Annotated in this window: 19 protein-coding genes, 2 tRNA genes and 2 pseudogenes; 14 read left to right on the forward strand and 9 right to left on the reverse strand. The window is 64.6% G+C overall.

The window, feature by feature from the left end; genetic code table 11:
* From FSV73_RS05740 to FSV73_RS05765, 6 genes are all read right to left on the reverse strand, one after another.
* Positions 1-1,017 (reverse strand): ABC transporter permease, encoded by a 1,017-nt coding sequence (locus FSV73_RS05740; protein ID WP_145005199.1) that lies wholly within the window; start codon positions 1,015-1,017, stop codon positions 1-3.
* A 48-nt stretch (positions 1,018-1,065) separates the two neighbouring features.
* Entirely contained in the window at positions 1,066-2,631 is a 1,566-nt protein-coding gene (locus FSV73_RS05745) for an ABC transporter substrate-binding protein (protein ID WP_145005202.1), read from the reverse strand.
* 101 nt (positions 2,632-2,732) lie between these two features.
* Positions 2,733-3,308 carry a D-alanyl-D-alanine dipeptidase gene (gene ddpX / locus FSV73_RS05750; RefSeq protein WP_145005205.1) on the reverse strand — a complete coding sequence of 192 codons (576 nt, stop codon included), beginning with the start codon at positions 3,306-3,308 and terminating at the stop codon, positions 2,733-2,735.
* A gap of 41 nt (positions 3,309-3,349) precedes the next feature.
* The gene (locus FSV73_RS05755; RefSeq protein ID WP_145005209.1) at positions 3,350-4,201 is read right to left on the reverse strand and encodes a MurR/RpiR family transcriptional regulator; all 852 of its coding nucleotides are present in this window, start codon (positions 4,199-4,201) and stop codon (positions 3,350-3,352) included.
* A gap of 208 nt (positions 4,202-4,409) precedes the next feature.
* Positions 4,410-5,165 (reverse strand): SRPBCC family protein, encoded by a 756-nt coding sequence (locus tag FSV73_RS05760; RefSeq protein WP_145005212.1) that lies wholly within the window; start codon positions 5,163-5,165, stop codon positions 4,410-4,412.
* 59 nt (positions 5,166-5,224) lie between these two features.
* A complete protein-coding gene (locus FSV73_RS05765; protein ID WP_145005215.1) occupies positions 5,225-7,246 on the reverse strand; it encodes a S9 family peptidase in 2,022 nt (673 codons plus the stop codon).
* 89 nt (positions 7,247-7,335) lie between these two features.
* Between FSV73_RS05765 and FSV73_RS05770 the strand changes: the two genes are divergently transcribed.
* From FSV73_RS05770 to FSV73_RS05785, 4 genes are all read left to right on the forward strand, one after another.
* On the forward strand, positions 7,336-7,788 hold the full coding sequence (locus tag FSV73_RS05770) for an MFS transporter (RefSeq protein WP_145005218.1): 453 nt from the start codon (positions 7,336-7,338) through the stop codon (positions 7,786-7,788).
* 97 nt (positions 7,789-7,885) lie between these two features.
* Complete coding sequence (locus FSV73_RS05775; protein ID WP_145005221.1) at positions 7,886-8,659, forward strand: class II glutamine amidotransferase; 774 nt, start codon at positions 7,886-7,888, stop codon at positions 8,657-8,659.
* Positions 8,660-8,677: 18 nt separating this feature from the next.
* Positions 8,678-9,190, forward strand: a complete 513-nt coding sequence (locus tag FSV73_RS05780) for a DUF2937 family protein (protein WP_145005224.1) — start codon at positions 8,678-8,680, stop codon at positions 9,188-9,190.
* Positions 9,191-9,279: 89 nt separating this feature from the next.
* Positions 9,280-9,356, forward strand: a tRNA-Val gene (locus FSV73_RS05785).
* 148 nt (positions 9,357-9,504) lie between these two features.
* Here FSV73_RS05785 and FSV73_RS05790 read toward each other — a convergent pair.
* Entirely contained in the window at positions 9,505-10,212 is a 708-nt protein-coding gene (locus FSV73_RS05790; RefSeq protein ID WP_145005227.1) for a YfdX family protein, read from the reverse strand.
* Between the two features lie 409 nt (positions 10,213-10,621).
* On the opposite strand from FSV73_RS05790, the gene FSV73_RS05795 reads away from it, so the two are divergent.
* The 10 genes from FSV73_RS05795 (at position 10,622) to FSV73_RS05840 (ending at position 18,512) form a co-directional block, all read left to right on the forward strand.
* Positions 10,622-10,903, forward strand: a complete 282-nt coding sequence (locus FSV73_RS05795) for a hypothetical protein (RefSeq protein ID WP_145005230.1) — start codon at positions 10,622-10,624, stop codon at positions 10,901-10,903.
* A 207-nt stretch (positions 10,904-11,110) separates the two neighbouring features.
* Positions 11,111-13,033 carry a threonine--tRNA ligase gene (gene thrS / locus FSV73_RS05800; protein WP_145005234.1) on the forward strand — a complete coding sequence of 641 codons (1,923 nt, stop codon included), beginning with the start codon at positions 11,111-11,113 and terminating at the stop codon, positions 13,031-13,033.
* 20 nt (positions 13,034-13,053) lie between these two features.
* Positions 13,054-13,587, forward strand: coding sequence for a translation initiation factor IF-3 (gene infC, locus FSV73_RS05805; RefSeq protein WP_145005237.1), 534 nt, complete (start codon positions 13,054-13,056; stop codon positions 13,585-13,587).
* Positions 13,588-13,648: 61 nt separating this feature from the next.
* Positions 13,649-13,843 carry a 50S ribosomal protein L35 gene (gene rpmI / locus FSV73_RS05810; RefSeq protein ID WP_058762411.1) on the forward strand — a complete coding sequence of 65 codons (195 nt, stop codon included), beginning with the start codon at positions 13,649-13,651 and terminating at the stop codon, positions 13,841-13,843.
* Between the two features lie 30 nt (positions 13,844-13,873).
* Positions 13,874-14,230, forward strand: a complete 357-nt coding sequence (rplT, locus tag FSV73_RS05815) for a 50S ribosomal protein L20 (protein ID WP_007159199.1) — start codon at positions 13,874-13,876, stop codon at positions 14,228-14,230.
* A gap of 96 nt (positions 14,231-14,326) precedes the next feature.
* Positions 14,327-15,328 (forward strand): phenylalanine--tRNA ligase subunit alpha, encoded by a 1,002-nt coding sequence (gene pheS / locus FSV73_RS05820; RefSeq protein WP_017638834.1) that lies wholly within the window; start codon positions 14,327-14,329, stop codon positions 15,326-15,328.
* An 18-nt stretch (positions 15,329-15,346) separates the two neighbouring features.
* The gene (pheT, locus tag FSV73_RS05825; RefSeq protein WP_145005240.1) at positions 15,347-17,725 is read left to right on the forward strand and encodes a phenylalanine--tRNA ligase subunit beta; all 2,379 of its coding nucleotides are present in this window, start codon (positions 15,347-15,349) and stop codon (positions 17,723-17,725) included.
* Between the two features lie 3 nt (positions 17,726-17,728).
* Positions 17,729-18,031, forward strand: coding sequence for an integration host factor subunit alpha (gene ihfA, locus FSV73_RS05830; protein WP_007159196.1), 303 nt, complete (start codon positions 17,729-17,731; stop codon positions 18,029-18,031).
* A complete protein-coding gene (locus FSV73_RS05835; protein WP_007159195.1) occupies positions 18,012-18,371 on the forward strand; it encodes a MerR family transcriptional regulator in 360 nt (119 codons plus the stop codon). Before ihfA ends, FSV73_RS05835 begins: the two co-directional genes overlap by 20 nt.
* A gap of 64 nt (positions 18,372-18,435) precedes the next feature.
* A tRNA-Pro gene (locus FSV73_RS05840) sits at positions 18,436-18,512 on the forward strand.
* 264 nt (positions 18,513-18,776) lie between these two features.
* Here FSV73_RS05840 and imuA read toward each other — a convergent pair.
* Both imuA and FSV73_RS05855 read right to left on the reverse strand, forming a co-directional pair.
* Positions 18,777-19,281, reverse strand: a pseudogene (imuA, locus tag FSV73_RS05850) (translesion DNA synthesis-associated protein ImuA); the annotation flags it as partial.
* Positions 19,282-19,283: 2 nt separating this feature from the next.
* Positions 19,284-19,472: pseudogene (locus FSV73_RS05855) on the reverse strand (LysR family transcriptional regulator); the annotation flags it as partial.
* Between the last annotated feature and the right edge of the window lie 205 nt (positions 19,473-19,677).

Here is a 19,677-nt window from a genome sequence, read left to right on the forward strand (position 1 = left end):
CTAGTTCACCTTGCCGATACGGGGATCGACCAGCCGGTAGAGCAGGTCGATGAAGCGGTTGAGCAGGACATAGATGAAGGACACCACGATGGCGAAGCCCATCACCGCCGGAAAATCCAGCGCCTGGATCGACTTGACCACATAGGCGCCCATGCCCGGCCAGGCGAACACCGTCTCGGTCAGCACCGCGCCATAGAGCAGGTCGCCCAGCGCCAGGCCGATCACCGTGATGGAGGGGATCAGCGCATTGGGCAGGGCATGGCGCAGCACCACGGTGGTCTGCGACAGGCCATAGGCACGAGCGGTGCGGATATAGTCCTCGCCCAGTTGTTCGAGCATGGCGCCGCGGATCTGCCGGGTGATCACGCCGAGGTTGACGAAGGCCAGGGTCACCGCCGGCAGCAGCAGGTGCTTGGCGGCGCTGACGAAACCAGTGAAATCGCCGGCCAGCAGGGTGTCGATGAGATAGAAGCCGGTCACCGTGGGCGGCGGTGTCAGGCCCTGGTCCAGCCGCCCGCCACCCGGCAGCCAGCCGAGATGGCCGTAGAACAGCACGATCAGCCCCAGGCCCAGCCAGAACGCCGGGGTGGAGATGCCGGCCACCGCCAGGGTACGGCTGAGGTGGTCGATCCAGCGATTGCTGTAGACCGCCGAGAGCACGCCCAGGGGGACCCCGATCAGGATCGACAGCAGCAGCGCCGCCAGGGCCAGTTCCAGGGTGGCGGGGAAGAACAGCCGGAGGTCGTCCAGTACCGGCCGATGGGTACGGATCGACTGGCCCAGGTCGCCCTGCAGCAGGTCGCCCATGTAGCGGACGTACTGCTGGTACAGCGGCAGGTCCAGGCCCAGCTGGTGGCGGATGCCGGCGACGATCTCGTCGCTGGCGCGCTCGCCGGCGATCAGCCGCGCCGGATCGCCGGGGATCAGGTGCGAGATGACGAAGGTGATCAGGGACACCCCGATGACCACGATGAGGATATCGGTCAGCTGCTTGCGCAGCAGGTGGAAGAACGCCATGGCTTACCTCGCGAGGCGGGCGCCGGAGCGGGCCGGCGCCCGTCGCCCTTACTTGGACATCGCAGCGAAATCGAAGACCTGTTCGAGCATGGGGTTGAACACGTACCCCTTGACCGCGTCCCGCATCGGCACCGTGTAGGCCTTCTGGTAGAGGTAGGCGTAGGCGGCGTCGCCCACCACGAGCTTCTGCGCCTCCTGGTACAGCGCCTTGCGCTGGGCCACGTCGCTGACGCTGGCGGCGTCGCGCAGCAGCTGGTCCACCTTGGGATTGCTGTAGAAGGAACGGTTGCCGGCCAGGCCGGCGTTGGCGCTGTCGAACCAGAAGTTCATGAACATGTAGGGGTCGGCGAAGTCCGGGCTCCAGTTGCCAATGGCCACGTCGAAGTCACCACTACCCAGCCGCTCGCGGAAGGTGGCGTTGGCCAGCTTTTCCATCTTCAGGTTGACGCCGAGGGCGCTGAGGCCGGCCTGCAGGGTCAGGCCGATGGGCTCCCAGGCCGGATCCTTGTCCGAATAGAGGAACTGCAGCTCGCGGATCTTGGGCGCCTTGGCCAGGTCGGCCTGGGCGGCGTCCAGGTCCTGCTTGGGCAGCGGCAGGCTCGGGTCATGCCCCCACATGCCGTCCGGGATGGGTCCGTTCATGAGCTTGGCCTTGCCCATGGCGATGCCGTCGACGATGCCCTGGTAATCCAGGGAGTCGACCACCGCCTTGCGCGCCTGGACGTCGTTCATGGGGGCGCGCTTGTTGTTGAGGTAGAGGTAGGTCACCCGCAGCGACGGGTAGGCGGTGGTGACGAAGCCGGGCTTCTCCGCCAGGGCCTTGACCTGGTCTTCCGGCAGGTCCTCGATGATGTCCAGGTCGCCCTGTTCCAGCTGCAGGCGGCGCACCGAGGGCTCGGCGATGATGCGCACCACCACCTGCTTGAGCGTGGGGGCCTTGCCGGCGTAGTGCGGATTGGGCTCCAGGGTCAGCGACTGGCCCTTCTGCCAGGCGGCCAGGCGATAGGCGCCGGAGCCGGCGGTATGGCCGGCCAGCCAGGCGTCCACGTCCTTGCCATGGGTGCTGGCCACCTTGGGGTTGATCACGCTGGCGCCGTCGTGGGCCAGGGCGAAGAGGAAGGGCGCGAAGGGCTTCTGGAGGGTGAATTTCACCGTATGGGGATCCACCACCGCTACCGTCATGTCGGCCGGGAAGATGCTGGACGGGCCCTGCTTGAGCTTCATCAGGCGCTCGACGGAAAACTTGACCGCCTCGGCGGTGACCTCGCTGCCGTCGTCGAACCTGTTGCCGGGCTTCAGGGTGAAGGTCCACACCAGATTGTCGGGGGAAACGGTCCAGCCGCTGGCCAGGTCGCCCTCGACGTCGGTACTGCCCTTGCCGTCTTCGACCTTGTAGCGCATCAGGCGCTGGTAGGCGGGGTAGGTCACCGTCCAGTCGTTGTTGTCGAAGGTCACGCCCGGGTCGACCGTCTGCAGATCGGCTGGCTTGCCGATGACCAGGGTGTCGGTCGCGGTGGCGGCGCTGGCCGGTTGCCAGGCGCCCAGGCCCAGCAGGGAAACCAGGGTGAGCAGGCGGGACGCCGATGAAGCGAAGGAGCGCGAAGACGAGAGCATGCCGGTACCTCGGATTGTTTGGATGTGGGTGTTTCGGCAGGGGGCAAAAGGTCGAGCCTGGGCGGGCGGCGCCGGGTTCGAGCGACCCGGTCGCACGCGGATCAGTTCAGCAGGGCGGCGAGCTCCTCCTGGCTGAGGTGGTGATAGTCGATCAGCGCATAGCGCCGGGCATCGGGTAGCTCGAAGTGCCACCACTCGCTGGGGATGAAGGTGAAGCCGGCGCTCTGCATCACCCCCAGCAACAGCAGCCGATTGCGCTGGGCCACGGCGGGCACGGCTGGGTTGAACAGGTGCGACAGCTCGCGCATGTCGTCGAAGCCCGTGCCCATGTCCAGCGCCACGCCCCGGTCATCCAGCAGGGTCACGTCCACCGCCACGCCACGGCTATGGTGCGAGCCCTGGGCCGGATCGCTCACGTACTGGGCATCGGGCAGTGCGCGCCAGAGCAGCGCCTGCGCATAGGGCGGGCGATAGGCGTCCAGCACCTGCAGGCGCAGCCCGGCCTGCCGGGCCAGCTCGCTGGCGCGCTGTAGCCGGCTCGCGGCATCGCGGTGCAGCAGGCAGTGGGCATCCTGGTAGAGCACCTGGCCGGTGAGATTGGCGGCGGTTGCATAGACCAGGTGGATGTCCACGTCGTAGCGGTGGGCGTCGATCTCGACGAGTTCTGGGTGGTTCACGGTACGGGGTGCTTCCTTGGGATGAAGAGGATGGCCTGGGCTCACTCGAATTGACCGAAGCGCTGCTGCAGGGCGCGGTTGCGCGCCAGGCGCTGCTCCAGCACGTCGCCCGAGCGGTCCGCCACCGCCGACACCAGCAGGTTCAGCAGGCAGGCCAAGGGCGCCAGGGAATCCCAGAACTGGTCGACCTCCAGGCGCAGTTGCAGCAATTCGGCCGGATAGTCCCTGGCCCAGGGGCAGTGGTAGTCGGTGATCAGCGCCATGGGCAGCCCGGCATCGCGGGCGGCCTCGCAGAGCTTGCGGGTCACGCTGGAATAGGCGCGGAAGTCCGCCACCACTAGGTAGGGCTGGGCGAAGCCGCTGTTGAAGATGTCGGCATAGGTGCCCGCCAGGCCATCGACGTAGAAGGCCTTGGGGCGGATGTATTCCAGCAGGCTGTGGAAGCTGCCGAGGACGCCACGGGTGGTCTGGATACCGGCGATGAACACCGCCTCGGCGTTCGTCAGCTGTTGCACCACCTGCTCGAACACCGGGCCGCGTGCCAGCTGGTAGACGTCCTCGATGGCCGCCAGCTCGGCGGCCAGGGAGCGATCTAGGGCGTCGCTGCGCCCGCTCTGCTGGCGAAAGGCGCTGAAGCGGTCGGTGATCCGCCAGGCCTCCAGGCCTTCGTCCCTCAGGCTCTGCTTGACGTCGTCGAGGTTGCGATAGCCCAGCGAGCGCAGCAGGCGGCCCACGGAAATGCCCGTGGTCTGGGTGCGTTGGGCAATGCTGTCGGCGGTCTCGAAGGGCAGCTTTTCCGGATTGGCCAGCAGGTAGCCGGCGACTCTCTTGCCGGTGGGGGTGAGTTCGGCGAAGGCGTCTTCGAGGGCTTGGAAGAAAAGGGGTTTGCTCAACGGACCGACCTGCGATGTTATCGAGCTGTCATCAAGGGCTCGCTTGTTCGAAAACTAACATCGGTTTTCCAGGCGTCGCAAGCGATGGCCCGCCGAGGGCCCTCGAGGTGTCGCAAAGGCGTGGCGGAGGTCGTTACGAGACAAGTCGGTAGAGGTTGGCCGGCTCGGAAGGCGGCGTCTCCGCAGAGACGCCGCAGCGAGGTGGGGATCAGCCCAGCGGTGATTCCATATGGGAGGCACGCTCGACCGCGCTGTAGCGGTCGCCCACCGCATGGGCGCGTTCCAGCAGCACCTTGAGTTCGGCCAGGTCCTGGGCGATGCGGGTGCCTGGGTCGCGGCGCAGCAGGCGGGCGAACAGATGGCCGAGGCGGCCGGCCGGGGGTTCGTAGGCCATTACCGCGGTGACCTCGGTGCCACCGGGTACATCGGCGAAGCTGACCCAGCCCAGGTTGTTCAGGCCGGCATAACCACAGGAGCGCCAGCCGATCAGCCGGCCCGGCACGTCGTCGGTGACTTCGGCGTCCCACTCGAAGCGCCCCATGGGTGCCTTGACCACCCAATGGGAATAGCGGTCGTTGAGCACGTCCACCCGTTCGATATGGCGCATGAAGATCGGCAGGTTGGAGAAGTCGCGCCAGAAGCGATAGAGCTCATCGCGGGGGCGGGCGATGACGATCCGGCGGGTCTGGGACGCCGCCGAATGCCAGGCCAGCGAGCGACGGACGTCGCGTTCGAAACGCACCTTGGTCAGGGTGCGCTTGATCGAGCACTGGCCGCGCAGGCCGCGCTTCAGCAACCAGGCACCGGTGGCGCCGGTCAGCAGGCCGAGCAGACCGCCACGCGCCAGGCCGCGGCTGATCAGCAGGCCACCGCCGGCCACCGAGGCCAGGCGTTCCACGCCCGTGACGGCGGCAGCGTCGCGCGGCGGAGGGGCGAGAGGGGGAGTGGGGGCATCTAGGTGCATGACAGATTCTCCTATGGCTGTGGAGAAGACCTGCCCAGAGCCCCCGCCGTTCCCTGTCGCTAGGCGGCCAGGCCGAGCACCCGGAAGACGAAGGCGTATTCCAGGGCGACGTCGCGCAGCGCCTGGTAGCGGCCGCTCATGCCGCCATGGCCCGCGCCGAATTCGGTCTTGAGCAGCAGCAGGGGCTCCTCGGCGGTCCGCCGCTCGCGCAGCCGCGCCACCCACTTGGCGGCCTCCCAATACTGCACCCGGGTGTCGTGGTAACCCGCCACCGCCAGGATGGCCGGATAGGCCTGGGCCTTCACGTTTTCATAGGGCGCGTAGCTGGCGATGCGCTCGCGCACCTCGGGCTCGTTCGGATCGCCCCATTCGTCGTATTCGGTGACGGTCAGCGGCAGGTCCGGCTTGAGCATGGTGTTGAGCACATCGACGAAGGGCACCTCGGCGATGGCCGCGGCATAAAGGTCGGGCCGCTGGTTGAGCACCGCGCCGATCAGCAGACCGCCGGCGCTGCCTCCGCTGATGACCACCTGTTGCGGCGTCGTCAGGCCCTGGTCCAGCAGATGCTCGGTACAGGCGATGAAATCGTCGAAGGTGTTCTGCTTGTGTTCCAGCTTGCCGCTGCGATACCAGGCCTCGCCCAGCTCGCCGCCACCGCGTACATGGGCGATGGCGAAGCGCACGCCGCGATCCAGCAGGCTCAGGCGCGCATGGGAGAACCAGGGGTCGAGGCTGTGGCCATAGGCGCCGTAGCCATAGAGGTAGAGCGGGGCACTCGGCGGCAGATCGCGCCGCCCGACCAGACTGATGGGGATGCGCGTGCCATCGGCGGCGGTCGCCCACAGGCGGCGGCTTTCATAGGCATCGGCATCGAAGGGGCCTTCCACCGGGACCTGCTTGAGCACCCGCTGGCTGCCGCTGGCCAGGTCCAGCTCGCGGATCTCCGCCGGACGGTTGAGCGCCTCGTAGCGCAGCCGCATGACCGGGCTGTGGAATTCCAGCACGTCCATGGCGTCGAGGCTGTAGACCTCGTCCGGCAGATCGACGCGGTAGGGCGCCTGGCCGTAGGGCCGTACTTCCAGGATCGGCAGGCCGGCCGAGCGCAGGCTCAGGACCAGCGCCTGGGCGCCGAGGCTGGCATCCTCCAGCATCACCTCGGGATCGTGGGGCACCAGCAGTTGCCAGTGGGCGCGGGTGGGACTGTCTTCGGCGGCCTGGTACAGGGCGAAGTTGATGCCGTCCTGGTTGCTGCGGATGTACCAGCCATCGACGCCATGGTCGGGGAAGTACTCGTGGCCTTCCGCGCGAGGCGCCAGGCAGACGAAGGCCTCGTCCGGGCGCTCCGCATCCAGCACCCAGGCTTCGCTGGTGGTCTTGCTGTGGGAGAGCAACAGCAGCTGGCGCTCGGAGCTCGAGCGATAGCAGCCGAGGAAGAAGCGCCCGTCGGTCTCGTGGAAGACCAGCTGCGGCTCGGCCTCGCCCAGGTGGTAGCGATAGAGCTTGTGCGGCCGATGGGACTCGTCGCGCTCGCCGAAGAACAGGGTGCGGCTGTCGTTGGCCCAGGTCAGGCTGCCGTCGCATTCGTCGAAGGGCAGCTCGGTCACCTCGCCGCTGGCCAGGTCCTTCACATAGAGCCGGTAGGTTTCGTCGCCGACCTGGTCGAGGCTGTAGGCCAGCTTGGTCTGGTCCGGGCTGATGGTGAAGCGACCGACGGACAGGAAACCGCCATCGGCGATGGCGTTGCCGTCGAACAGCAATTCCTCGGTCGCGGGATCCGGCGTCAGGTCGCCATCGGCCGGCCGACGGCAACGATAGTTGCGGCCATATTCGTCACCGGCCTGGGTGCGCTGGTAGTAGAGGTAGTCGCCGCGCGGCACCGGCAAGGACAGGTCCGTCTCGCGGATGCGCGCGCGGATCTCCTCGAACAGCTGCTCGCGCAGCGCGGCCTGGGGGGCGAGCTGGGCTTCGAGATGGGCGTTCTCGGCCTCCAGGTGCGCCAGCACCTCGGGGGCGTCACGGTCTTCCAGCCAGACGTAGGGATCGTCGCCAGGGGCGCGGCGGGCAATGGGGGCTTGGGTCATGCGGGCTCCTTGGGCGCCGCGCAAGATCACGCGGGCGGGGCAAAACCGCTATCATAGGCTTCCCCTTCCCGCTATCGCCATGGATCGCAATGACCGAGCAAGAGTACCTGATCGCCTGGGCCGTCTACGCCATCGCCGCGCTGCTGTTGTTGGTGGTGTCTTTCAAGGCCACCGGCTGGCTCTGGCGCTGGTTGCGCGAACCCATCCGCCTGGTGGTGGCGGTGCTGCTGGTGACGCCCGCCCTGGTGGATGCCGAGCACGGCCTCTATGCCCCGGCGATCGCCGTGACGGTGCTGGACCTGGTGTTCAAGGTCGGTAACAGCGCCTGGTCGGCGGTGGCCAACCTGGCCGCGGCCGGCAGCATCGGCGTGGTGCTCTATCTCGTCTTCGTCCTGATCCGCTGGCTGTACCGCCGTTCCCATCCGCTGCCCGCGCCGGTCGCCACCGCCGCCCCCACGGATCAGCCGCAGCCGGACGCCATGGCGCCCGTCGAGCGTCGCGAGCCCCGCGGCCGCAGCGAGCGCGTCGAGCCGCGCCTCTAAACCAGGCTTGCGCGTGAGACGTCGTACCTGCAGCATGATCGGCATGGGCAGCGGCTGCAGCCGCGGTTGAACGAGCAGCCATCCCGGAGGAACGGACATGTGTGAATTGCTGGGCATGAGTGCCAACGTGCCCACGGATCTGGTCTTTAGTCTCCAGGGCCTGATGCAGCGCGGCGGCCGTACCGGTCCGCACCGGGACGGCTGGGGCGTGGCCTTCTACGAGGGCAGGGGCCTGCACCTGTTCAAGGATGCCTTGCCGGGTTCCGACTCGGAGGTGGCCAAGCTGGTCCAGGGCTACCCGATCAAGAGCCACACGGTGATCGGCCATATCCGCCATGCCAACGTCGGCGCCGTCAACTTGGCCAACACTCATCCCTTCGTGCGCGAACTGGGCGGGCGCTACTGGAGCTTCGCCCACAATGGCCAGCTGCGGGATTTCCGGCCCGAACCGCGCTTCTACCGCCCGGTCGGCGACACCGACAGCGAGACGGCCTTCTGCAGCCTGCTGGACCAGGTCCGCGAGCGCTTCCCCGAGCCGGTGCCGGTGGAGATGCTGCTGCCGCAACTGGTGAACGCCTGCGACGGCTTTCGCAAGCAAGGCGTCTTCAATTGCCTGCTCAGCGATGGCGACTGGCTGTTCAGCTTCTGCACCACCAAGCTGGCCCATATCACCCGCCGCGCGCCCTTCGGTCCGGCTCATTTGCGCGATGCGGAAATCCACATCGACTTCAAGGCCGAGACCACGCCGGATGATGTCGTCACCATCATCGCCACCGAACCCCTGACCTCCGACGAGGTCTGGACCCTGCACCAGCCAGGGGAATGGCACCTCTGGTGGAATGGCGAGATCGTCACCCAAGGCCGTGTCTAGACAGGAACCCACCCCGCGATGCTGCGTAGCTATATCCGTCTGCTGTTGTTCACCCTGGCCTTGCTGGTAGGGGTGCAGATTCCCGGCTTCATGCTCGACTACGAGCAGCGCGTGGACGCCCACCGTAGCGAATCCGAGCAGGCGCTGAGCGGTTTCCGCCGTACTGCGCAGCAATATTTCGAAGGCAGTCTCGACAACCTGCTGGCCCACTACCAGGCCAGCGAAGACCCGGTGTTTCGCAGCGATGCCGATAGCCTCGGCGTGCTGATCAGGCGCAATGCGCTGTTCAACGAAGAGTGGCAGGCGCTGCAGGGCCCCTGGTACGAGCGAGCCTGGCACATCCTGGTCCGCCCCAACCCCGAGCTGCGTGACGAAACCCTGCTGCAGTACCGCTACCAGGTAGTGCTCACCCCCGCCGCCATCGCCTGGGGCGTGGGGCTGGGCCTGGCCCTGGCCGTCACCGTGGAAACCCTGGCGCTTTGGCTTTCCATCCTGCTTTATCCGCGGCGGCCGGCGCGGCGTCTTTCCTAGGTCTTCAAAAAAATTTCACGTTTTCAGGCGTTTAGCTGAAAAAAGGGCTTGACGCTCACCGCTCGCGCTGTAGAATGCGCACCCACAGCAGGCACGTAGCTCAGTTGGTTAGAGCACCACCTTGACATGGTGGGGGTCGTTGGTTCGAATCCAATCGTGCCTACCAAACAAAACCCGCACTGCTGGCGGGTAACGAAAAAGGGCGATCCGAGAGGGTCGCCCTTTTTCGTTTTGCCGTGCTGCAGGGCTTGGTCGATGAGCCCTGATTCCTTGCCAGGGGAGCCCTGTGACCACCCCTGGCCGTTATCGAGCGATCAACTGCTCGGGGTGACGGTCTCGGTGAAGGAGCCGGCCGGTTGCAGGCCATGGCCGTTCGCCGTGAAGTCCACGGCCGTCGAGGCGTAACGCACCTCGTCCTGCACCTGCTTGAGCGTCAGGTTGGCTTCGTAGAATTTGTCACTGGCCAGTTGCTTGGCCGCCTGGTCGACGTCGGCGATGGTCTGCTTGAGCGGGGCCAGGGCCAGGGCGGTATCGATATCCACGCCGGCCAGTCGCAGGGTTTCCGCCGCGCCCTTGGCGTCGCCCTGTTTGAGTTTGCTATTGGCGTCGGCGACCGCCTTAACCTTTTGCGGGCTGGCCATATAATTATCCTGCACCAGGGTGTCACCCCATATGGGTAGCCAGGATGTTACCGTGGTACTGGTATCGGCCTTGCCCTGATTGTCCTTGACGTTCAATTCACTGGCGGCTTTCTTGAAAGCCGTATTGTCCGCCTGTGCCAGTTTGAGCGCCTGTTGGGCATCCTGAACCTGGGCGACCGCCTTCTTGGTGTGACCCTGGAACAACTCCAGGCGCGCGGCGGAGATGTCGGTGAAGGCTCTCTGGCCCTGGGTGGAGAAGGCCTGGAAGCTGCCCAGTTCATTCTGGGCGGACGCGTGGGTCGCGGCGAAGGCCGCGGATGAGCAGGCGGCTACGATGGCGACGACCAGCAGGCTGCTTGCCAGTTTCTTCTTGACGTTCATTTGCTGCCTCCAGCGGGATATGCAATTGAAGTGAAGGTTATCGCTCAGGTACCAGAACGAAGTTGCGTGGTGCCTGGGGTTGATATTCCGCTGTATCTCTTAACAACCAATTAATGCGGGAAGGGTTTGCTTGAATAGCGGCTGAACAACTTGCTGTGTCGTTCGGCGGTATAAAAAAGAGTGGATTTATCGATAGTGGGTAAAGCGCCTGATTGACCGTAAGTCTTCGTCTGGCACGGCCGTGACGGTGGGTTGGCTCCCGGCCCGTTGGGCAACGCAAGGGGTGTGACCTCGCGCCTCGGTCGTGGTGGTCCGGCTTTTCACGTAGACTGGCGGACGATTTTTTCCAGGGGCCGCCAGACGATTCGCCGCAGGCGCGTGAGGGGCCCGGCACAGCGAGGAGCAGGCGATGACTCAGGGTGGCGAAGGGCGGCAGATCGGCAAGGGTGGCTGCCTGGGGTTGATCCTGCTGTCGATCCTGTTCGCGGTGGTGGTGTTCGGCTCCATCATCTATGTCTATCGCCACAACGCCACGCCGACCAACAGGGCCAACGAGCAGCAGGCCATCGACCAGTGCCTGGCCCGCGCCAATGCCCCGGAAACCACTCCGGCCGATCGGCAGGCGCTGATGGAGAACTGCCAGGAGATGCAGAAGCAGTTCCTCAAGAAGTACCCCGACGCCACGCGCTGAGAGGGTGAGAGTCATCGGCGCGGTTGCGCCAGGTGGCCGTTTCTGAAAGGATTTCCGTCCCAAAACTTCCAGTGATCCTTTCGCGTCGCCCCGGAATGCCTTGCGGCCCTGCCACTGTGCGGCGGGATTTCCAGCGATGCGGCTGCTTACTGGCCAATCCCACCATGTGGCCCTTGGTATGGGTCACCACTGAGTTGAGGAGGCGCCATGCCTGTCATTACTCTCCCCGATGGTAGTCAACGTCCGTTCGACAAGCCCGTCACCGTCGCCGAAGTCGCCCAGTCCATCGGCGCTGGCCTGGCCAAGGCCACCATCGCCGGCCGTGTCGACGGCCAGCTGCGCGATGCCAGCGATCTCATCGAGCAGGATGCCAACCTGCAGATCATCACCGCCAAGGACGAGGACGGCCTGGAGATCATCCGCCACTCCTGCGCCCACCTGGTCGGCCATGCGGTCAAGCAGCTGTTCCCGACCGCCAAGATGGTCATCGGTCCGGTCATCGACGAAGGCTTCTACTACGACATCTCCTTCGAGCGTCCCTTCACCCTCGACGACCTCTCGGCCATCGAGACGCGGATGCGCGAGCTGATCGACCGCGACTACGACGTCATCAAGAAGATGACCCCGCGCGCCGAGGTCATCGAGGTGTTCAAGTCCCGGGGTGAGGACTACAAGCTGCGCCTGATCGACGACATGCCCGAGGAGCAGGCCATGGGCCTGTACTACCACGAGGAATACGTCGACATGTGCCGGGGCCCGCACGTGCCCAACACGCGCTTCCTCAAGGCCTTCAAGCTGACCAAGCTGTCCGGTGCCTACTGGCGCGGCGACTCCAAGAACGAGCAGCTGCAGCGCATCTATGGCACCGCCTGGGCCGACAAGAAGCAGCTGGCCGCCTATATCCAGCGCATCGAGGAAGCCGAGAAGCGCGACCATCGCCGCATCGGCAAGCAGCTGGATCTCTTCCACCTCCAGGAAGAGGCGCCCGGCATGGTGTTCTGGCATGCCAATGGCTGGACCATCTACCAGGTGCTCGAGCAGTACATGCGCAAGGTCCAGCGCGAGCACGGCTACCAGGAGATCAAGACGCCCCAGGTGGTCGACCGTATCCTCTGGGAGCGCTCGGGGCACTGGTCCAACTACGCCGAGAACATGTTCACCACGGCCTCGGAAAATCGCGACTTCGCGGTCAAGCCGATGAACTGCCCCTGCCACGTGCAGGTGTTCAACCAGGGCCTGAAGTCCTACCGCGACCTGCCGCTGCGCCTGGCCGAGTTCGGTGCCTGCCACCGCAACGAGCCCTCCGGCGCCCTGCACGGCATCATGCGCGTGCGCGGCTTCACCCAGGACGACGCCCACATCTTCTGCACCGAGGAACAGGTGGAGAAGGAAGCGGCCGACTTCATCAAGCTGACCCTGCAGGTCTACGCCGACTTCGGTTTCACCGACGTGATCATGAAGCTGTCCACCCGGCCGGCCAAGCGCGTCGGTTCCGAAGAACTGTGGGATCGCGCCGAGAAGGCCCTGGCCGATGCGCTGGATGCCTCGGGTCTGGACTGGGAATACCAGCCGGGCGAGGGCGCCTTCTACGGGCCGAAGATCGAATTCACCCTCAAGGACTGCCTGGGCCGCAATTGGCAGTGTGGTACCCTGCAATACGATCCGAACCTGCCCGAGCGTCTCGACGCCAGCTACATTTCCGAGGACAATAGCCGCCAGCGTCCGGTCATGCTGCACCGCGCCATCCTCGGTTCCTTCGAGCGCTTCATCGGCATGCTCATCGAGCACTATGCCGGTCTGTTCCCGGCCTGGCTCGCCCCGACCCAGGCGGTGGTGCTCAACATCACCGACAAGCAGGCCGATTTCGCCCAGCAGGTCGTCGGCGAATTGAACGCTGAGGGCTTCCGCGCCAAGGCCGACTTGAGAAACGAGAAGATCGGCTTTAAAATCCGCGAGCATACTTTGCTCAAGGTTCCCTATCTCCTGGTTATTGGAGACCGGGAGGTTGAGACACGATCCGTTGCCGTGCGTACCCGTGAAGGCGTTGACCTGGGCTCCATGCCCATCGAGCGTTTCCGCGAGCTGCTCACGCAAGCGGTTTCCCGGCGTGGCCGGCAAGAATCGGAGTAATCACTATCAAGCAGCGTGACATGAGACAAGACAAGCGAGCCGCACCTCGGGCACCGATCAACGAAAATATCACCGCCCGGGAAGTTCGCCTTATTGGCGCCGATGGTCAGCAAGTAGGCATCGTCTCCATCCAGGAGGCCTTGCAGGCTGCTGAAGACGCCAAGCTGGATCTGGTGGAAATCACCGCCGACGCCGTACCCCCGGTCTGCCGGATCATGGACTACGGCAAGCACGTCTTCGAGAAGAAGAAGCAAGTCGCGGCGGCGAAGAAGAACCAGAAGCAGGCTCAGGTCAAAGAAATCAAGTTTCGTCCAGGGACGGAAGAAGGGGATTACCAGGTAAAACTACGCAACCTGGTACGTTTCCTAACCGAGGGGGACAAGGCCAAGATCTCGTTGAGATTTCGCGGCCGGGAGATGGCCCACCAGGAGCTGGGCATGGAGCTGTTGAAGCGGGTCGAAGCTGACCTCGTCGAACACGGCACCGTTGAGCAGCATCCTAAGATGGAAGGACGTCAACTCATCATGGTCATCGCCCCCAAGAAGAAAAAGTAACTACCAGGGCACTGGCAGGCCTTGCAGTTATGCGTAATCACTCAATGCGGAGTATCCGAACATGCCAAAGATGAAAACCAAGAGCGGCGCTGCGAAGCGCTTCATGAAGACTGCTGGTGGTATCAAGCACAAGCACGCTTTCAAGAGCCACATCCTGACCAAGATGACCACCAAGCGTAAGCGTCAGCTGCGCGGTACGTCGCTGATGCATGCATCCGACGTCCAAAAGGTCGAGCGCATGCTGCGCCTTCGTTAATCCTGGTCAAGAATCTAGAGGAAGTTACTCATGGCTCGTGTTAAGCGTGGCGTCATCGCTCGTCGCCGTCACAAGAAAATCCTGAAGCTCGCCAAAGGCTACTACGGTGCCCGTTCGCGCGTCTTCCGCGTCGCTAAGCAAGCGGTAATCAAGGCAGGCCAATACGCCTACCGCGACCGCCGCCAGAAGAAGCGTCAGTTCCGCGCTCTGTGGATCGCTCGTATCAACGCTGGTGCTCGTATCAACGGTCTGTCCTACAGCCGTCTGATCGCCGGCCTGAAGAAAGCGGCCATCGAGATCGACCGTAAGGTACTGGCCGATCTGGCCGTGAACGAAAAAGCGGCGTTTGCTGCGATTGTCGAGAAAGCTAAAGCTTCGCTGGCTTAAGCCCCCCGGCAATCTCGCGCTTCGTGCGCGAAGCAACGTTATCGATAGGGGAAGAGCCTCATAGCTCTTCCCCTATTTTGTATCTGGAGTCCCTAGATGGAAAACCTGGATGCGCTGGTCTCCCAAGCCCTGGAGGCCGTGCGGCACACCGAAGACACCAATGCCCTGGAACAGCTCCGGGTCAATTACCTGGGCAAGAAGGGTGAGCTGACCCAGATCATGAAGACCCTGGGCCACCTCACGGCGGAGGAGCGCCCCCAGGCCGGCGCCCTGATCAACGCCGCCAAGGAACGTGTCCAGGACGCAATCAACAGCCGCAAGGCGACGCTGGAGCAGGCCGCGCTGGCCGCTCGCCTCGCCGCGGAACGCATCGACGTGACCCTGCCCGGGCGCGGTCAGGCCTCCGGTGGCCTGCATCCCGTCACCCGTACCTTGGAGCGCATCGAGCGCCTGTTCGCCAACATCGGCTATGGTGTCGCCACCGGTCCCGAGATCGAAGACGACTACCATAACTTCGAGGCGCTCAACATCCCCGGCCACCACCCGGCGCGGGCGATGCACGACACCTTCTATTTCAATGCCAACATGCTGCTGCGCACCCACACCTCGCCGGTGCAGATCCGCACCATGGAGAGCCAGCAGCCGCCGATCCGCATCATCTGCCCGGGTCGCGTCTACCGTTGCGACAGCGACCAGACCCACTCGCCCATGTTCCATCAGGTCGAAGGCCTGGTGATCGACGAGGAAGTCAGCTTCGCCGACCTCAAGAGCACCCTGGTGACCTTCCTGCGCGAGTTCTTCGAGGAAGAGTTGGAAGTGCGCTTCCGCCCGTCCTACTTCCCCTTCACCGAGCCCTCGGCCGAGGTGGACATCCGTCGCCCGAGTCGCGATGGCGAACCGGCCTCGCGCTGGCTCGAGGTGCTGGGCTGCGGCATGGTCCATCCCAATGTCCTGCGCATGGCCGGCATCGATCCGGAGAAGTACCAGGGCTTCGCCTTCGGCATGGGTGCCGAGCGCCTGGCCATGCTGCGCTACGGGGTCAACGACCTGCGCCTCTTCTTCGACAACGATCTGCGCTTCCTGGCGCAATTCCGCTAGCTGCCAGACGGGAGTCCTATGAAATTCAGTGAACAATGGCTGCGTAGCTGGGTGAACCCCGCGGCTACGCACGAGGATCTGGTTGCCCGGCTGTCCATGGCCGGCCTGGAAGTGGACGGCGTCGAAGCGGCGGCCGGTAGCTTCCAGGGCGTCATCGTCGGCGAAGTGGTCTCCGTCGAGCGCCATCCCGATGCCGACAAGCTCAATGTCTGCCAGGTCAGCAACGGCCAGGAGTCCTTCCAGGTGGTCTGCGGCGCGCCCAATGTGCGCGCGGGCCTCAAGGTACCTTTCGCCACCGTCGGCGCCACCCTGCCGGGTGACTTCACCATCAAGAAGGCCAAGCTGCGCGGCGTGGAATCCCATGGCATGCTCTGCTCGGCCAGCGAACTGCAGATCAGCGACGACAACAGTGGCCTGCTGGAACTGCCGGCCGCTGCGCCGGTGGGCGAGAGCCTCCGCAGCTACCTGCAGCTGGACGACGCCATCATCGACGTCGACCTGACGCCGAACCGCGGCGACTGCCTGTCCATCGCCGGCCTGGCGCGGGAAGTGGGTGCCCTGTACAACGCCACCGTCGAGCCGCTGCAGGTCGAGCCGGTAGCGCCCGTGCACCAGGAGACCCGTGAGGTCGAGGTGCTGGCTCCCCAGGCTTGCCCGCGCTACCTGGGTCGCGTGGTCAAGAACGTCGACCTGTCCCGCCCGACCCCGGACTGGATGGTCGAGCGCCTACGCCGCAGTGGCGTGCGCAGCATCGACGCCGCCGTCGACGTCACCAACTACGTGATGCTCGAACTGGGTCAGCCCATGCATGCCTTCGATCTGGACCAGATCAAGGGCGGCATCCGCGTACGCCTGGCCGATGCCGGCGAGCGCCTGGTGTTGCTGGACGGTCAGGACATCGAACTGCGCAACGACACCCTGGTGATCGCCGACCACGAACGCGCCCTGGCCATCGCCGGCGTCATGGGTGGCGAGCACAGCGGTGTCGCCGCCGGTACCCGTGACCTGTTCCTGGAAAGCGCCTTCTTCGACACCATCGCCGTGGCTGGCAAGGCCCGTTCCTATGGCCTGCACACCGATTCCTCCCACCGCTTCGAGCGGGGCGTGGACTTCGAGCTGGCGCGCAAGGCCATGGAGCGGGCGACCCGCCTGCTGCTGGACATCGTCGGCGGCGAACCAGGTCCGGTGATCGAGGCGGTGAGTGCCGAGCACCTGCCGCAGGTCGAGCCAATCCTGCTGCGCGCCGAGCGCATCGAGCGCGTCCTGGGCTTGACCCTGGACGATGCCCAGGTCGAGCGGCTGCTCAGCGGCCTGGGCCTGGCCGTGGCCCGCCTGGAAGCCGGTCGCTGGCAGGTAGGCGTGCCCAGTCACAGGTTCGACATCAGCATCGAAGTGGACCTGATCGAAGAGCTGGCGCGCCTCTATGGCTACAACCAGCTGCCGATTCGTTTCCCCCAGGCCCGCCTGGCGCCGCAGCCCCTGCCCGAGAGCAAGGGCGAGCTGAGCCAGCTGCGTCGCCTGCTGGTGGCTCGCGGCTACCAGGAAGCCATCACCTACAGCTTCATCGACGAAAAGACCTTCCGGCTGTTCGCCCCTGAGGCGCAACCGGTGATGCTGGCCAACCCCATCTCCACCGACATGGCCGCCATGCGTTCTTCGCTGTGGCCGGGTCTGGTCAAGGCCGTGCAGTACAACCTCAACCGTCAGCAGGACCGCGTCCGGCTGTTCGAGTCGGGGCTGAGATTCGTCGGTCAGCTGGAAGGCCTGGTGCAGGAAAACGTGCTGGCGGGTGCCGTCTGCGGTTCGCGCCTGCCGGAGAGCTGGTCGTCCGGCCGTGAGGCGGTGGACTTCTTCGACGTCAAGGCCGATGTCGAGGCGCTGCTGGCCCAGTCCGGTGCGGGCAGCGACTTCCGCTTCGTGGCGGGTGAGCATCCGGCCTTGCATCCGGGGCAGACCGCGCTGATCGAAAGGGCAGGGCAGCCGGTCGGCTACCTGGGCGCCCTGCATCCGGAAGTGGCGCGCGAACTGGACGTGGATCGTCCGGTGTTCCTCTTCGAGCTGGCGCTGGATGCCCTGACCACCGGCAGTCTGCCGCGCTTCGGCGAGCTGTCGCGCTTCCCGGAAGTGCGGCGTGACCTGGCGCTGGTGGTGGACGAAACCGTCGCCGCCGGAGACCTGCTGGCCGACATCCGCGAAAACGCCGGAGAAGGCCTCAAGGAGCTGCGGCTGTTCGACGTCTACCAAGGCAAAGGTATTGATCCGCATAGAAAAAGCGTCGCCATCGGCTTGACCTTGCAACATCCATCGCGCACATTAACCGATGAAGAAGTCAACGAAACGACGCAGAAAATCCTCGTTTCTCTGGAAAGAAGGTTCAACGCCACGTTAAGGAAATAGCGCATGGGGGCCCTGACGAAAGCTGAGATGGCCGAACGTCTGTTTGAAGAGCTCGGTCTGAACAAACGTGAAGCCAAGGAATTGGTCGAACTGTTCTTCGAAGAAATTCGTCATGCGCTCGAAAGCAACGAGCAGGTCAAGTTGTCCGGTTTCGGCAACTTCGACCTGCGCGACAAGCGCCAGCGCCCCGGACGCAATCCCAAGACGGGGGAGGAGATACCCATCACGGCGCGCCGTGTGGTGACCTTCCGCCCCGGGCAGAAACTCAAAGCCAGGGTCGAGGCCTATGCTGGAACCAAGTCATAACGACGAACTGCCGGTCATACCGGGCAAGCGCTACTTCACCATCGGTGAGGTAAGCGACCTGTGCCTGGTCAAGCCGCACGTGCTGCGCTACTGGGAGCAGGAATTTCCCCAACTGAACCCGGTGAAGCGCCGCGGTAATCGGCGCTACTACCAGCGCCACGACGTGCTGATGATCCGCCAGATCCGCTCGCTGCTGTACAACGAAGGCTTCACCATCGGCGGGGCGCGCCAGCGCCTCACCCAGGGCGACGAGACCCGCGACGAGGGTTCGCAGTACCACCAGCTCATCCGCCAGATGATCAGCGAACTCGAAGAAGTCCTCGTCGTACTGAAGAAGTGAAAAAAAGCTTCCACTAATCAAAGCGTTGCAGTAAGATGCACGCCGTTCCCTAGAGGAACACAGTCGGGGCGTAGCGCAGCCTGGTAGCGCACTTGCATGGGGTGCAAGGGGTCGAGTGTTCGAATCACTCCGTCCCGACCAAAAAAACTAAGAAATCCAGTCACTTAGCGGTGACTGGATTTTTTTGTGCCTGATAGTTTTTGCGATCTTTCAAATTTTGCCCCACGTCATCTACGGCCGGAGGCCAAGTGCCAACGCAGCGGGGGTCGCCGCCTTGATGATCCTGCGTTGAATCGGCCCATGGAGCATTACCAGCGGTTCATCAGGACCAGGACAGTCGCGCAGCACACCGTCCAGAGCAAATTGTGGGAAAAAGATGCAGGCCCATCTCATGGCAGTCGTCCCTCAATGCCAGACCCGATACGCCAGCGCAGTCGCCGGTGGATTGCCGCCGCGGCACTCGAGCACCCGCAATTGCTGAAGCGAACCCTCCAGCACTAGGCGTAGCGCCGCGGGTGAGGCATTGACCGCCTCGCGCTGGTGGCGGAACGCGAATGCCAGAGTCTGCCCGGTCTCTGCCGCAACCTGCAACCTGCAACCTGCAACCTGCAACCTGCAGCTGGCGCAGCGCGCGATCGTCCGCACGGCTTGGCCAGCAGAGCACCGCACCACAGCTACCAGAGCGCAGGCACTGCTCTGCCGCCCACAGCACATCCTTGCCTTGCACCTGGATGACGCTCAGCCGGCCAAGGTCGACGCCGGCCTGCAGCCAGGCGTGCGGGTAGAGCAGGTAGGGAGGGGCGATCAGCACCACGCGCTCGCCGGCGGCGGTAAGGCGCGATAGCGTCGGCCATACGAGCGTCAGCTCACCCAGGCCCGGTCGGGCACTCAAGATTTCGGTGAGCGCTGCAAGGCGCTGCCTTCCTTCGTCGGTATCAGCCGTACCCCCGCGCGCTCGAACAGTTTGAGTCCGGTGCTCAGCTCCAACTGGGCGATCAGGCGGCTGACGTTGGGCTGCGAGGTGTGCAGGGCGTCGGCCGCCGCGGTCATTGAGCCTAGACGCATCACGCTGCGGAAGGCTTCGATCTGCCTGAGATTCACGCGGGCTCTCCATATCAAATATGAATACTTAACCCCTACCTTCGTATTTGACCCTATGGGTCAAGGCTGACAATACTCGGTCCCAGGCCAAATGGCCCCATAAAAAGAAAGCGTTTTCGAATGGCGGTTACCGCGCGGTCTTCGGAGGCGGATGCATCGATCTTCAAGTCGTGTCCTCACGACCTTCTCGATCTGCCGCAACGCA

Origin of the sequence: Pseudomonas oryzihabitans, assembly GCF_007665395.1 — a bacterium.
Taxonomy (GTDB): domain Bacteria; phylum Pseudomonadota; class Gammaproteobacteria; order Pseudomonadales; family Pseudomonadaceae; genus Chryseomonas; species Chryseomonas psychrotolerans_C.

Excerpts from the sequence above, each read along its gene's own strand:
- FSV73_RS05740 (WP_145005199.1), bottom strand. The coding sequence starts at position 1,017 with ATGGCGTTCTTCCACCTGCTGCGCAAGCAGCTGACCGATATCCTCATC.
- FSV73_RS05745 (WP_145005202.1), bottom strand. The coding sequence starts at position 2,631 with ATGCTCTCGTCTTCGCGCTCCTTCGCTTCATCGGCGTCCCGCCTGCTC.
- FSV73_RS05760 (WP_145005212.1), bottom strand. The coding sequence starts at position 5,165 with ATGCACCTAGATGCCCCCACTCCCCCTCTCGCCCCTCCGCCGCGCGAC.
- FSV73_RS05765 (WP_145005215.1), bottom strand. The coding sequence starts at position 7,246 with ATGACCCAAGCCCCCATTGCCCGCCGCGCCCCTGGCGACGATCCCTAC.
- FSV73_RS05770 (WP_145005218.1), top strand. The coding sequence starts at position 7,336 with ATGACCGAGCAAGAGTACCTGATCGCCTGGGCCGTCTACGCCATCGCC.
- FSV73_RS05775 (WP_145005221.1), top strand. The coding sequence starts at position 7,886 with ATGTGTGAATTGCTGGGCATGAGTGCCAACGTGCCCACGGATCTGGTC.
- FSV73_RS05780 (WP_145005224.1), top strand. The coding sequence starts at position 8,678 with ATGCTGCGTAGCTATATCCGTCTGCTGTTGTTCACCCTGGCCTTGCTG.
- FSV73_RS05790 (WP_145005227.1), bottom strand. The coding sequence starts at position 10,212 with ATGAACGTCAAGAAGAAACTGGCAAGCAGCCTGCTGGTCGTCGCCATC.
- FSV73_RS05795 (WP_145005230.1), top strand. The coding sequence starts at position 10,622 with ATGACTCAGGGTGGCGAAGGGCGGCAGATCGGCAAGGGTGGCTGCCTG.
- thrS (WP_145005234.1), top strand. The coding sequence starts at position 11,111 with ATGCCTGTCATTACTCTCCCCGATGGTAGTCAACGTCCGTTCGACAAG.
- infC (WP_145005237.1), top strand. The coding sequence starts at position 13,054 with ATGAGACAAGACAAGCGAGCCGCACCTCGGGCACCGATCAACGAAAAT.
- rpmI (WP_058762411.1), top strand. The coding sequence starts at position 13,649 with ATGCCAAAGATGAAAACCAAGAGCGGCGCTGCGAAGCGCTTCATGAAG.
- rplT (WP_007159199.1), top strand. The coding sequence starts at position 13,874 with ATGGCTCGTGTTAAGCGTGGCGTCATCGCTCGTCGCCGTCACAAGAAA.
- pheS (WP_017638834.1), top strand. The coding sequence starts at position 14,327 with ATGGAAAACCTGGATGCGCTGGTCTCCCAAGCCCTGGAGGCCGTGCGG.
- pheT (WP_145005240.1), top strand. The coding sequence starts at position 15,347 with ATGAAATTCAGTGAACAATGGCTGCGTAGCTGGGTGAACCCCGCGGCT.
- ihfA (WP_007159196.1), top strand. The coding sequence starts at position 17,729 with ATGGGGGCCCTGACGAAAGCTGAGATGGCCGAACGTCTGTTTGAAGAG.
- FSV73_RS05835 (WP_007159195.1), top strand. The coding sequence starts at position 18,012 with ATGCTGGAACCAAGTCATAACGACGAACTGCCGGTCATACCGGGCAAG.